12 protein-coding genes are annotated in these 12545 nt (G+C 50.2%); 4 read left to right on the top strand and 8 right to left on the bottom strand.

What is annotated here, in order from left to right:
• The 3 genes from MR847_RS04580 to ychF all read right to left on the bottom strand — a co-directional run.
• Positions 1–989: glycoside hydrolase 5 family protein (locus MR847_RS04580; protein WP_287723068.1), on the bottom strand; the 989-nt coding region annotated here is incomplete at its 3' end.
• A gap of 283 nt (positions 990–1272) precedes the next feature.
• Positions 1273–3222 carry a glycosyl hydrolase gene (locus MR847_RS04585; protein ID WP_287723069.1) on the bottom strand — a complete coding sequence of 650 codons (1950 nt, stop codon included), beginning with the start codon at positions 3220–3222 and terminating at the stop codon, positions 1273–1275.
• A gap of 147 nt (positions 3223–3369) precedes the next feature.
• Entirely contained in the window at positions 3370–4473 is a 1104-nt protein-coding gene (gene ychF, locus MR847_RS04590) for a redox-regulated ATPase YchF (RefSeq protein WP_100426847.1), read from the bottom strand.
• A 45-nt stretch (positions 4474–4518) separates the two neighbouring features.
• Between ychF and MR847_RS04595 the strand changes: the two genes are divergently transcribed.
• Entirely contained in the window at positions 4519–5355 is an 837-nt protein-coding gene (locus MR847_RS04595) for a hypothetical protein (protein ID WP_287723070.1), read from the top strand.
• A gap of 12 nt (positions 5356–5367) precedes the next feature.
• On the opposite strand, the gene MR847_RS04600 is transcribed toward MR847_RS04595, so the two are convergent.
• Genes MR847_RS04600 through MR847_RS04620 form a run of 5 tightly spaced genes read right to left on the bottom strand, consistent with a single transcriptional unit; the run spans position 5368 to position 10561 of the window.
• Entirely contained in the window at positions 5368–6507 is a 1140-nt protein-coding gene (locus tag MR847_RS04600; protein ID WP_287723071.1) for a family 8 glycosyl hydrolase, read from the bottom strand.
• A 2-nt stretch (positions 6508–6509) separates the two neighbouring features.
• Positions 6510–7166 (bottom strand): HAD family hydrolase, encoded by a 657-nt coding sequence (locus MR847_RS04605; RefSeq protein ID WP_100426090.1) that lies wholly within the window; start codon positions 7164–7166, stop codon positions 6510–6512.
• A gap of 9 nt (positions 7167–7175) precedes the next feature.
• Positions 7176–7478 carry a Dabb family protein gene (locus MR847_RS04610; RefSeq protein ID WP_100426091.1) on the bottom strand — a complete coding sequence of 101 codons (303 nt, stop codon included), beginning with the start codon at positions 7476–7478 and terminating at the stop codon, positions 7176–7178.
• A 3-nt stretch (positions 7479–7481) separates the two neighbouring features.
• On the bottom strand, positions 7482–8669 hold the full coding sequence (locus MR847_RS04615; RefSeq protein ID WP_100426092.1) for a glycosyltransferase: 1188 nt from the start codon (positions 8667–8669) through the stop codon (positions 7482–7484).
• Positions 8666–10561 carry a CHC2 zinc finger domain-containing protein gene (locus tag MR847_RS04620; protein WP_287723072.1) on the bottom strand — a complete coding sequence of 632 codons (1896 nt, stop codon included), beginning with the start codon at positions 10559–10561 and terminating at the stop codon, positions 8666–8668. Before MR847_RS04620 ends, MR847_RS04615 begins: the two co-directional genes overlap by 4 nt.
• A gap of 66 nt (positions 10562–10627) precedes the next feature.
• Between MR847_RS04620 and ruvC the strand changes: the two genes are divergently transcribed.
• The 3 genes from ruvC to mpaA all read left to right on the top strand — a co-directional run.
• Positions 10628–11200 carry a crossover junction endodeoxyribonuclease RuvC gene (gene ruvC / locus MR847_RS04625; protein WP_287723073.1) on the top strand — a complete coding sequence of 191 codons (573 nt, stop codon included), beginning with the start codon at positions 10628–10630 and terminating at the stop codon, positions 11198–11200.
• Positions 11197–11877, top strand: coding sequence for a M15 family metallopeptidase (locus tag MR847_RS04630; RefSeq protein WP_287723074.1), 681 nt, complete (start codon positions 11197–11199; stop codon positions 11875–11877). Before ruvC ends, MR847_RS04630 begins: the two co-directional genes overlap by 4 nt.
• 6 nt (positions 11878–11883) lie before the next feature.
• Positions 11884–12545 (top strand): murein tripeptide amidase MpaA (gene mpaA / locus MR847_RS04635; RefSeq protein WP_287723075.1); only part of this gene is annotated, 662 nt, incomplete at its 3' end.

Raw genomic sequence — 12545 nt, forward strand, 5'->3', positions numbered from 1 at the left:
CGGTAGCATTCTTCCGTTGTAATTTCCGTCTTTGCGGCCATGTTTGCGTTATAGGTGTCGCCTGCCCAACCGCTAGCCGGGAATTCTCCAATAATCATCGGCTTGCTGTCGTAACCATACGTGCTCGCCATTTGGGCCGCTGTATTTATGAACGGAGATACCGCATCGTTCTGGTAATACGGATAGTAATGCGTCTGGAAAAAGTCGAGCGTGCCGTTTGCTTCGCCACCGGCAGCGATGAGGGCCTCATCGTTCCAATATTTCTGATACTGGATGTTCACGCTACCTGTAGAAACGAGAAGTTCCGGGTTCGTCGTGTGAATCGCTGCTGCAACTTTGTTTGTAAACGCCTGAATCTTGGAAAGCGCCATCTTCCTAGTGGTCCAGCCGCTGCATTCGCTCGTCATGCCTTCGGGTTCGTTAAAGACTTCCCAAGTCATGAGCGCATTATGGTTTCCGATTGCCTTTACCACCGGAATGAGGACGTTGTCAATAAAAGCCTTGGTGCCTGCTTCTTCAAAAAGCAATTCGTTTGCCGTGATGTCGAGCTTTTCGTTGTAAATGCCCCATTGGTCCGGTTCCATCAAGTTGTGGCTGAAAAGGCACATCGAAACCATCACGCCGTATTCCTCGGCAATGTCCAGGGCCTTCTTCATGTTGTTGATGGTGTTTTCCTTGAGGCCCGATACCAGGTGTGTCGTCTGGTTGATTTCGGGGCTCTGGCTCATGTTGTTGAAAAGCCACCAGCGAATTGCATTGCCACCCGCAGCGCGCGTGCCTTCGACTGCCTTGCGCCATGCGTTTTCGTCAAGCGGACTTGCGCCCACGTCGGAGTTGTAGTCGCTCCAGGCGAGGTTCGTGCCCGAAAAGAAAATCTTCTTACCGTTATAGAGCAGGTCGGTGCCGCTCACCGTAAGGCCCGGGGCCGCAAAAGCTGTTCCACCAAGCAAAAAGGCTCCGCAAAGAGCTGCAAAACTCAATTTTTTCATAAGACTCCTTGAAATGCCCATCAGGGGCGTTTATTGAAAAAATAAACAAATAGACGCAAAAGCGACGCATTTTATTTAAGGGTGCTGACATAAATCCCTTTTTTTTGCCTACACCAATTTAAGCCTCGTTGGCGCCGGTTTAGCGAACAACGCTAGCTGGGCGGATAGGCAGATATCGTACGCGTTTTGTACTGTAAAGTTCCGCCCTGAACAAAGAACCTTTTATGCAAAAAAAGAGCCTCTCCACTCGGAGAAGCTCTTTTCGAAAGTTTTGCAATCAAACTTACTGGATGCGAATCGACTTAGCCGAAGAGAAGCCTACGCCCTTCACCTGAAGAATGTAGTTGCCCTGCGGAATACCGGAAAGGTTGAACTGATGTTCGCCAGCAGAGAGAGAACCCTGGTTGAAGCTCTTCACCTGATGACCCGTCACGTCGAAGAGAGCGATGTTTGCCTTGCCAGACTTTGGAACGGAAATCGAAAGCGTACGGTTCTGTACGTTCATCTTCACTGCGTTAGCGACGGATGCAACCTTTTCAATTGCCAAACCCTTGCCCAAACCGATGATTTGTACAGACAGATTCTGTGCCTGGTCCACTTCGATTTTTTCAGCGGTATTGTCAAAGTCGTTGATGGTAACGCCTGTATTTGTCTTCACTGCGTCATAGTACACATCACCATTGAAGCCTACTGCGAAGATTTCAATGTAGACCTTGGAAATGTGGCTCATGAAGCTCGTGTAATCCGTACCGGTCAAGACAACCTGATCCTTGGCGGTCGTCGAAAGATCGATCGTGCAAGTCGTCGAGTCGCCCGCATTGATCCAGCAACCGTCCGGCTGTGCCCATGCCCAGCTGGTGCTTGCGTTGCCGAGGAATGCGATGGTGAACCAAATGCCGGAAAGCTTGTTCGTGTTGTAAACGTTGAAGGTAATCGTGCTGGCAGTCGAAAGATCGATAGCGCTTCCGCTCTGGATAATCACGTTACCCTTGGCGGTATCGCTTGTGGCAGAAGTCGAAATCGAAGCGCGGAGCCAGCCGTTCGTTGCGGTATCGCCCGGAACGACGACTTCAACAGCGCGAGCGGTATCCAGATCGCCGAGAGCATAACCGGCTTCGCAGGCAGCCACTTTAGAAGTGCTGAGCGTATAGCTATTCCAACCCGGCATGTTTTCGAGGCTGATCGTGCAAGCGCTTTCGAGGTTAGCCTTCCAAACGGCGTCCACCGTCTGGTCTAAGAACATACCGTCCCAGGTCTGGTACCAGGGCATCCACCAAGACCATGCAATGTTGTTGGACTTCATCACGGAAATATCCGGAATGGAACCGTTTTCGGAAACGGCAAGGATTTTGTCCGAACCGAAATTGGTCAAGAGTTCCGAATAGGCCTTGGTGTACTTGGTCGAATAGTCCCAAGCTTCATAGATGTCAAGGCTAATGACGTCGTACTTCGAAGCTCCTGGATTCCAACCGATATCGTTTGAATATTCCGGGTTCCAAACCCAGACCAGGTTGTTCACGCCCTTGACGGAGACCATTTCGTCATAGACGAGATTGTAAAGAGCCTGAAAAGCGGCTCCGCCTTTGGAGCCCCACCAGAACCACTTGCCGCTTGCTTCGTGAAGCGGACGGAAAATCGCGGCGACGCCGGCTTCTTGCAAGCCGAGGAACATATCGGCGATTTCGTCGATATCGTTTACGAGCTGCTGATAAGTTTCAGAGCTTGTATTCCAAGTGCAATTTACGGTGCAGGAAGGATCGGTAAAGCCTTGGGTGAAATCAAATTCCGTATATTCGTTTGCATTGCCGGATTTGGTATAGAAAGCGTCAATTTGATCGCTCGGGTCTTTCCAGTGCCAAGTAAAGGCCGGAATACCGCCCTGGTTCCACAGGTCCTTGGCGGCTTCGAGAGCCATCTGCGTGTAGCTCTGGTACCATTCATCGCTTGCCTTCACGCCGGTAGCGAACAGGAAGTCGAATCCCACGAGAGCCGGATATTTGCCGGTCTTTTCGTAGAATGCGGTCACATCGGGAAGTTCTTTCAGCGTCGAGCTAGAAACGTCGCCAGTCATCATACCGGAAACGGTTTTGACTCCGTAGTTTGTGGCGAGGAAGTTGTAAAGTTTCTGGGCTCCTTCGGTCGCGTTGGCGTTGACCGGGGTGTAGCTCACGTCTGCCTGTGCAGTCAAGGCGCAGAAGCCGGCTGCCAGGAGGCATTTTTTCAAAAGGTTCATTTCACACTCCTAAAGAATTATTTTGAAAGAAAAATAAACTTTTATCCCGATATGCGGAAATGAAAAATCCCTGCAATGGATGTTTTACAAAAGTTGTGTAACTCGTGTTTTTCGATAGTGAGTTTTGAACCCAACTGGGTAAAAAAGTTACACGTTGAAGAGGTAGTACATGATGTCGCCATCCTTCACCACGTATTCCTTACCTTCGGTACGGACGACGCCTGCTTCTTTCGCCGCATTCCAGGAACCGTACTTGCGGAAGTCTTCAAAGGCAAGAGTTTCTGCACGGATGAAGCCTTTTTCGAAGTCGGAGTGGATAACGCCAGCACACCGCGGAGCCTTGGAACCTTTTTCGAATGTCCAAGCGCGGCATTCCTTTTCGCCTGCGGTAAAGAACGTCTGCAGGCCGAGAATGCGGTAGCCTTCGCGGACGACAGAGTCGAGACCGGATTCTTCCATGCCGTAGTCCTTCAAAAGTTCAGCCTTGTCTTCCGGTTCCATCGTGGAAAGTTCTTCTTCGATTTTGCCGCTGATGACGACAACGGAAGTTCCTTGCTTGGCGGCGAATTCCTTCAACTGGTCCACATAGGCGTTGCCCTTCTTTTCGAGGTCGTCTTCGCGGATATTGGCGCAGTAGAAGAGAGGCTTTGCGGTGAGCAGGGCGAGGTCCTGAACGATCGCATCGAGAGCGTCTCCGTTCTTGCCGATGTATTCGCGGGCGCTGTGGCCTTCTTCAAGGCCTTTTTTCAAAAGTTCGCAAGCTTCGAGGTTTTCTTTTGCCTTGGCATTGCCCGTGCGAGCGGCCTTGGCTTCGGTATTCAAACGTTTTTCGACGGAGTCGAGATCTTTGAGGATGAGTTCCGTTTCGATGATGTCGATGTCGCGGACCGGATCAACGGAACCGAGAACGTGCGTGATATCGTCATCTTCAAAGCAGCGGACGACTTCCATGATCGCATTGCATTCGCGGATGTGGGTCAGGAACTGGTTGCCGAGACCTTCACCCTTGCTTGCGCCTTTCACAAGGCCAGCGATGTCGACGAATTCCGTCACAGCCGGCACAATGGACTTCGGATTGTAAACCTTGACGAGTTCGTCGAGACGGCTGTCGGGGACGCTCACCATGCCTACGTTCGGTTCAATGGTGCAGAACGGATAGTTGGCCGCTTCTGCGCCAGCGTTCGTGATGGCGTTGAAAATGGTGCTTTTGCCGACGTTCGGAAGACCGACGATACCGCATTTAAGACTCATGATGAACTCCTTGCTAATCGCGGTCAAATTTAGCATTTTTGTAGTATGAAGTTTGCGAAAGTTCTCAAATATTCCGCTTGGTTCCTGACCTTTTTTCTCGCAGGTTGTGCGGGAAACCGTACAACTGAAAATCCGATGGGAGATTCGGGCTGTGCCGAATGTGGCGAACAGGGGGAAATCGAACTGGAAATATTTGACGAAAAGGGCTTTGTAGAAATCAACCCGAAACTTTTGAAAACGCTGGATTCCAAGGCGATACTTGGCAGTTTCCCTACGCAAAAAATTGTCGCTAACTGTCCGGAAGACGAAAAGATCTGCCACAGTTTTAGCGAAGACGCGGTAGATTTTGACCTCGCGCATTTTGAAGATTCTTTGCTCGAGAAACGCTTTCCGCAGATGGTCCATGAGCAGATGCTTGAAGGGCTTCGCATTCCGGAATCGGATTCGGCAAAAATCAAAGCGGAAATGGAAAACCTGCTGAAGCTTTCCTTTGCAGATGGGGAACCTTTGAATTCGCTTGCGCCTTGGGAATCCCGCTCGGATTCTTCGATTGCCTATTCCGCATTCGATAGAGCCGTTCCTGTAAAGCTGCAAAATGCGATTTCTCAAATCGGCAAAAAATACAATGTCCGTTACCTGTCGATTCCTGTGACGGCACAGGTGCAGATTCTTCCGGACTTGGGACGCAGCGGAGGCTTTACATGGAAGTCCTTGTGGACGCTCTGGGACGCTCGCCAGGGAAAACTTTTGATTTTGAGCTATAACCGCTTTACGGCAAAAACGACAAGCCGAATTGCGCCGGAACGCGGTTGGGCAAAACCGTTCGCCGACCGCTTGGACAGTGCCTTAAATCGCGACCCGTCCACGATTGAAAATCATTAAAATTGGGAAAGCTTAATCGACTAAAGCGAGATACCCTAAAAGGTACAGAAGCCCATCATAATACCGCCACGTTCCCATGGGAACCGGGGTGTTCCAAAGGGTCGAAAGGAAGGGCCTTGCTAGCGCCATATCGTCTGCTTTGGAAAGATCCAGAGCGCTTGTCGCCGCGGCATTCATCGCAATCAGACCGGTCGTCTGTGTACGGGCTTCTTTTGGAAAATCCGAACCGTCTACGGCGTAGTCGGCAAGGTAGGGCTGATTCGAGGTAAAGAAGTTCAACAGTCGGCGGATGGCGGTGCGCTCAAAGTTTTTGGCGTCTTCACGAATGTCTTCGCAAATGCCTGGAATTTCCCAGTTGTAATCCAGGGCAAGGTTTAAGGCAACGCGCCAAGCGTCACCGCTAAAGTATCCGCTCATCGGGTTGAAATCGGTGAATTTGGGCGTTCCATCGAATTCGGAATAGTCGGCAGCAAGACCTGTCTCTGGGTGAACCGCTTTTTTCAAATAAGCGAGACTATTCTTGTAAACGCGTTCCCAAAAAACATCGCCGGTCGCTTTCGCATAAAGTCGGTAAAAGGCGAGCGTGTGATAGCTCGGATCGGTGAAGTCGTTCCCTTCCATAGGGGAAAATCTCACCAGGGCGCGTTCCTTGTCGAACATGGAACGGACTTTGCCCTGCGTATTCTTGTAAAGCATCTGCTTTAAAAGTGCGAGCGCTTCTTCTTTGTATTCGGGCTCGTTGAATTTTTTTGCCGCAATCAAAAGGGCAGCGGCAATGTATTCTTCGCCATCGGGAGCGGCTCCGCTATCTATTTTGTAAAAATCCGCATGGGTGTTGTCAGGAATGCCGACTTGCCATGCGAAATAGGGCGCGTAATCGCCAGAATGATTTCTCAAATATTTTTTGGTAAATCGCCAAAGAGCATCAAAGTCGTCTTTACGTCCAAGTCTCGCCGAAATGTACATGCCATAGCTCATGCCTTCGCTACGCACGTCGGAGTGTCCGATGTCGACAATGTACTTGAGAGTCTGATAGTTAAAGCAAATACGCTCTTTTTCCTTGTCTCCGGAAAAAAGTTGATGGTAAGCTTTTTCAATTTGAGTGCGAACGCACGGATTTGTTTTTCCGATGAGCTTAAAAGGACTGTTCATTTTTAGCCGTTTTTAAAGATGTCAAAAAGAGAGGAACCGTTTTGGAACAGGTAAGTCTGCATGTCGACGGAGGTTGCTCCACGAATGTCGCGTTCCGGATCGTCTCCCACAAAAAGCGTTTCTTCAGCTTTTGTTCCTAAACGTTCGAGTGCAATTTTGAAAATCTCGGGATCGGGCTTGCGAACATGGACTTCACCCGAGATGATGACGGCGTCGAGGATTTTTAAGAGACCGTGCTTGCGCAAAACTTTGCGCACATGTGGAGCGTGCTGAAAATTGGAAATGACACCGATTTTAAGCCCCTGTTTCTTGAGCTTTTTCAGGAGCGGGATTGTTTGCGGATGGATGGGCACGAGTCTTTGCCAACGGTTCATTGAAATGGCGGCGGTGTGCTTGATCCAGTTGTAATCGGGGGTTGCACCGAAAAACTCGGCAAGTCTTTTGAGACGGAGTTCGTATTGGGTGTACTGGTCCGTGTCAGGTACAGGTTCCGTAAAAAAGTGCTTGCACTGTTTTGAAACCTGCGAAACGGATGCGGAAATGCCGAGCTCTTTTAACGCGCGAGTTACATCCTCGTGCCAAAGCCCAAACGCCTTGGACATGTTGCCATAGGTGTAGAGGGTTCCGTAAAGATCGAAAAGAACGCCGGCGATTTCCATTGCGAAGTATTAGACCTCGTAATCAATGACGCAACGGTCCGAAGCGACCTTTGCCATGAAGTGCTTGATTTCAACGTGAGCCGGGAAGTCCTGGTAGAAGTCGAGGTCGGCCTTGGTGTTGAAAGAAGTCAAGAGACCGACGTCCCAAGCGGCAGCACTTCGGTTAAAGTCCACACCGGATTCGATCGAAACGAGACCCGGAACCTTGCCTTCGAGTGCCTTGAACTTTTCCACAATCTTCTTGCCGTTTTCGGCTGCGGTTGCACCTTCAGCTTCTGCCTTCAACTTCCAGAGAACGATATGCTTGATCATAGTTTACCTTTGTACGAGTTTTTGATACATGGCGAATTGCCGCTCAAAGCAACTTTGCCAACTGAATTTTTTCGCATATTCTACAGATTTCTGCTTCAACTGCGCCATATCCATTTTAGAAATTTTCACAATGGCCTGTGCCAGAGCTTGCGGAGTGCGTTCTTCCAGAAGCACTCCGGCGCCCGATTCGCGCAGATGTTCAAGAGCGGCGCCGGTCGATGCGGCGACAAGCGCATCGCCGCAAGCGAGACTTTCTAAGATGGAAAGTCCAAAGGTTTCCCATCCCGAAAGCGCAAGTCCCATGTCGACGCTCGCATAATGGCGAGCCATTTCAGCGGTACTTTTGATAAAGCCTTCGTATCGAATATGCTTGTACTTTTTCGCTGCTTCTTCGACGAGCGGAAGGTCCGGGCCTGTGCCTGCGAAAAGAACAGCCGGTTCACTTTCGAGTTCCTTGCAAAGAATCGGGTACGCTTCGAGGAAAAGACGCAGACCTTTTTCGTCGCAAAAACGGTGCGGGAAAAAAATCGTCAAGCGGTTTGGATCGCCGTCCTTCAGTTCTTGCACGAGGGTTTCGTCCCGGGCTTCGGGATGGAAGGTTTCAAGGTCCACACCGAGCGGAATCCATTCGAGCTGTTCCGGCTTAAAACCGTTTGCTTGGATACGGTCCATCACTTCGTGAGAACTCGCTTCGATCTTCGCATATTTTTTGAAACTCGAACGGGCATAGGCAAAAGCAAGGGACTCAGCCTTCTTTGCAAAGCGGGGAAATCCCCATTTCTCAAAAAAGCGGCGCACATACGTCACCGGAAAATCGGCATGCCAGAATGCGGTGAGGATCGGCTTTTTCGGACAACCCTCACAAGCCTTTTCGATGGCTTTTGGCAAAATGTACGGAGAACCGACTTCAATAATATCGGGCTTGTACTTGGCGATTGCCGGCTTCAAATCGATTTGCCTCCACAGAAAACGGTATTCCCAGTTTCCGGGAAAGCGGAACGCCTTGGTATGTTCAATAATCAGCGAGTCCGAAACCTTTTCTGTATAGGTCTTCCCGTCGTTCTGCACAAAGACGAGCAAAGCGTCGGGATGGTTTTTGTAATACTTCATCCTTTCCAGATGATAGCGGCGGACACCGCCTCCGGAAGGGCTCCAGAAGTTGTTGTAATCGACAATAACGAGTTGGCTCATGGTTCCTTTTCTTTCATGCGGTAAGACTTGTCCGAGAATAAAAGATTTGCTTCGTACAAAGTCGAACCGGAATTTTTAAGGTTCACGGTAAGCCAAAGGGCTCCATCTTCCTTGCGTTCAATCCAGAACGTTGCGTCGGCATCGCGCAGGTACGGACGAGGACCGATCAGCTTGTCGCCGTCTTTCGTTACCGATCCGCTGATGAATACCGGGATGTCAAGTTCCTTGTAAAGGTCGATGGCGGCGGAAGACCTGCGCTCGTTCAAATCCGGAATGTCTCCGCGATCCGAAATTCTCAAGTGGTCCATGCCGTCGATGATCAAAATCAGCTTTTGCTTTTCGGAAAGCTCGGTCTGGAGTTCCTTTAGCAGAAGGTTGAACTTGAAGGTCTCCGTGTCTTCCCAAATTTCCAAACGATCCGACTTCACAAAACCGATGAGTTCCTGCGTTGCCGCGTGAATCTTTTCATTGATGGAGTCGTCCTTGTTCTGCTTTCTCACGTCGGCTTCCGAAACGCCAGCGATCATGGCGACCAGACGGTCAAAGGCTTGGCGACGCGGACTGTCGAGCGCTACGTAAATCACCTTTGCATCGGGATTTCCTTCGACAAGGTCCAGTGCAAAAGAAGAAAGCGCATAGCTCTTAAAGCCAAAAGGATCCGAAGAAAGGAAGTAGTAGCCCGGCTGAATGCCGTCGAGGGCATGAGTCAAAGCGGGGAAGTTCGAAAGCTGGAATCCGACGTCGGAATCGGCGTCACGGCTCATCGCCGTGTTGAAATTTTCACGGATGTCCTGCAACAGCACGGACTTGCGGTGCGTGCGCATCGTATCTTCTTCCGTATTGCGGATCATGTTCAAAAGGAAGTCGCCGCCTTCCGCACGCACGATCGTGTCGACCGTTTCGCCAGCAGGCAAAATAATGGACTTGAACTTGAGAGCTTCCGATTCGGCAAGTTCCAAGCACTTGCGCACGTGAAGTTCCTGATTGCGGCGGTTTGTTTCCTTGCGCAGGACAAGCGTAATGCCTTCTGCACCGCAGGATTTTAACTTGTAAAGGTGGCTGCGGCTAAACGGCTGGTACATGGTCGATACAACGCCCGGAATGCCAGCGAGGTCTGCGGTCAAGGCGTCGAAAAAGCCTTCGACCACGATCGGATTGTCAATATCCTGCTGAATGTTGAATGGAATGTCAAGAGGCCCTGATGCGTAAGAAATATAAGGTTCTTCACCGGAGTTCGGCGTACCAGCGTTGTCCAAAAGGCGCCCGTAAACGGAATGGACAATGCCCTTGGAATTGCGCGCAGGAATCGTAAGACGCGGTTCATGGGAAATGTCCAGATTGTCCAGGTAGAAGCTGACTTCGTGACGTTCTAGCCCCGAAAGCAGGCAGTAGCTGTAGAACGGTTCAGGATCACCGCTGTAATAGCCCAAACCGTAAATCTGTGCCTGCGCAAGGTCCCAACCGCGAGCCTTTAAAAATTCGGCTGTGCTTTCGCTTTTGCTCGCTGCCCAGTGGCAGTAGCGGACAAAACATTCAAGGACGCGAGCCTTTGCACCGCCGATTTCCTTTTCGTGCAGGTTTTCTTCTTCGCTCTTTAAATCCGCTTCGGATGCACCCCAAAAATCCAGGGCTTCTTTCCGTGCAGTCTTTTCGTCAAGCCCATTAAAGCGGCTACGCATCAAAAATTCAACCAGATCCCCGTCGTTGCCGCATTGCAGACAACGATAGCGCCAATATCCCAGCGAATCATAGAAGAAAAGCGAAGATTCTTCCGGAGCATGGAATGGACATTGGGAAATGAGATTACGTCCCCAACGTCTTAAAGGTATCCCCAATCTTTTTGGATGGGTCTTGATGCGGGATAAACCTATTTTGTCTTCTTCGATGAGCATAGTGACCACCTCTCTCTTTAACATAGAAAATTTGGAAACTAAGGGGTTCTTTATTAGTTTTTGGTTATGATTATTTTAGGAGTTGACCCCGGTTCCCGAACTACAGGCTATGCGTTCTTAGAGAAGCGCGATGACGATTCGATTCGCGTATTGGAGTATGGGACTGTTTCGGCGAAGGCAAGGGATGATTTTCCCGACCGATTGGTGAAAATCGTTTCGGGCTTAGAAGAACTCGTGGATCATTACAAACCGCAGGCGCTGAGCATGGAAGGCGTTTTTTCTGCAAAGAATGTTCACAGCTCGCTCGTGCTCGGTCATATCCGAGGCGCAATCCTTGTGATGTGTCGTCGCCGTGGCATGGAATTTTTTGAATACAGTCCGCGATCGGTCAAGCTCGCCGTTACAGGTGACGGCGGAGCCTCAAAAGAGAAAGTCGCCCTGCTTGTCCGCTCTAGGCTCGGCATGAAGCAAGCGGACGATGTAAAGCTTGACGCGACAGACGCTTTGGCGATTGCCTGTACACACCTCTTTCCGCAGAATGAATTGATGCGTAAAACGCCTTCCCGCAAAACGTCCAAGAAGAAAACGGACCAGTGGAAAGATCTGATTTTGAAGATGGGAGGGAAATTGCCGGAATGACAACCTTTGCCGCTTTTGGACTTGAAGAAGATGGACTTGTTTTGATTCCCGGAACGGAATACCGTGTACGGCAAGGTGCACTTGCCCCGTTCCTTGAACTTTCAGAAAAAGCCAAGTCCGCAGGCTATGAACTTCGCGTTGAAAGCGCTTACCGATCATTTGACCGCCAACTTTCCATTTGGAATCGTAAGGCGACGGGAAAGCTAAAACTTCTCGATGCAAACGGAGTGCCATTTAAGGAACTCCCGAAAGATGAAGAAGTGCTCATGCGGTCGATTCTTTTGTGGTCGGCACTCCCCGGAGGCTCTAGGCACCACTTTGGCACGGAACTCGATGTCGTTGACGGCAAGAGCGTTCCCGAAGGCTATGAAGTAGAGCTGACGGAACAGGAATGCGACGGAATGTTCGCTCCTTTTCACAAGTGGCTTTCGGAGCAAATCGAAACACAGAATTCCTGCGGTTTTGAACGGGTCTTTGTGTCGGGACGTGGAAAAATCCAGCCTGAACGTTGGCACATTTCGCACCGTCCTTCTGCATTCGAACTTGAAAAACTCTTTGATCCGAAGGCGTTGCGCAAAGTCTACGAAAAAGCGGATCTGGAACTCAAAAGTGCGATTCTCGACAATTTCGATGAATTGATGCACGATTACGTTTATCCGTATTTTGTAGAAAAGTAAACTTGTATGACGACGGATTTCGTATTTCGTTCTGGAGCGGAACAGGGAATTTTCCCGTTTGAACTCGTCGAATACGGACACTCTGTTGAAGGAGTTCCGCTTCGCTATTTGCCTGCAAAAAAAGAGGCGCGCCTGCTTGTGTTTGCCGCAATCCACGGGGAAGAATCGGAGACGACTTTTTTACTTTCCCGTGCTTTGCGAAAGCTCTTTTCGGCACCCGATTACGTCGCCTGTATTTTAACGGCAAACCCCGACGGCATGCTCCGAGGAACGCGCTGTAACGCAAACGGCGTGGACCTGAACCGCAATTTTCCGACGTCGAACTGGAAAGCGGAAAAGACGCTTGTGAGGCTTGTGCTAGAAGCTCCTCGTGAAACGGAACTTTCGACGGGAATTTCTGCGGGAAGTGAACCTGAAACCCAGGCGCTGATCGCTTTGATTCAAAAGCTCGGCGTAAAAAAAGTCGTGTCGTTGCATGCTCCCTTAGGACTTGTCGATTCTGATTTCCACACGGAACTCGCCGTGCAAATGGAAAACGTTTTTGCGCTACCGTGGCAGTCAGGCGTCGGATATCCGACGCCGGGAAGCTTTGGCACTTATGCCGCGGAAAAGAACCTCGAATGTGTAACGGTAGAGCTTCCTCGAGAAGCGCCCGAAATTTTGGCAAT

Origin of the sequence: Hallerella sp. (assembly GCF_022776125.1) — a bacterium.
Taxonomy (GTDB): Bacteria; Fibrobacterota; Fibrobacteria; order Fibrobacterales; family Fibrobacteraceae; genus Hallerella; species Hallerella succinigenes.

Coding starts and splice junctions, on each gene's coding strand:
- MR847_RS04585 (WP_287723069.1), bottom strand. CDS start 3,222: ATGAACCTTTTGAAAAAATGCCTCCTGGCAGCCGGCTTCTGCGCCTTG.
- ychF (WP_100426847.1), bottom strand. CDS start 4,473: ATGAGTCTTAAATGCGGTATCGTCGGTCTTCCGAACGTCGGCAAAAGC.
- MR847_RS04595 (WP_287723070.1), top strand. CDS start 4,519: ATGAAGTTTGCGAAAGTTCTCAAATATTCCGCTTGGTTCCTGACCTTT.
- MR847_RS04600 (WP_287723071.1), bottom strand. CDS start 6,507: ATGAACAGTCCTTTTAAGCTCATCGGAAAAACAAATCCGTGCGTTCGC.
- MR847_RS04605 (WP_100426090.1), bottom strand. CDS start 7,166: ATGGAAATCGCCGGCGTTCTTTTCGATCTTTACGGAACCCTCTACACC.
- MR847_RS04610 (WP_100426091.1), bottom strand. CDS start 7,478: ATGATCAAGCATATCGTTCTCTGGAAGTTGAAGGCAGAAGCTGAAGGT.
- MR847_RS04615 (WP_100426092.1), bottom strand. CDS start 8,669: ATGAGCCAACTCGTTATTGTCGATTACAACAACTTCTGGAGCCCTTCC.
- MR847_RS04620 (WP_287723072.1), bottom strand. CDS start 10,561: ATGCTCATCGAAGAAGACAAAATAGGTTTATCCCGCATCAAGACCCAT.
- ruvC (WP_287723073.1), top strand. CDS start 10,628: ATGATTATTTTAGGAGTTGACCCCGGTTCCCGAACTACAGGCTATGCG.
- MR847_RS04630 (WP_287723074.1), top strand. CDS start 11,197: ATGACAACCTTTGCCGCTTTTGGACTTGAAGAAGATGGACTTGTTTTG.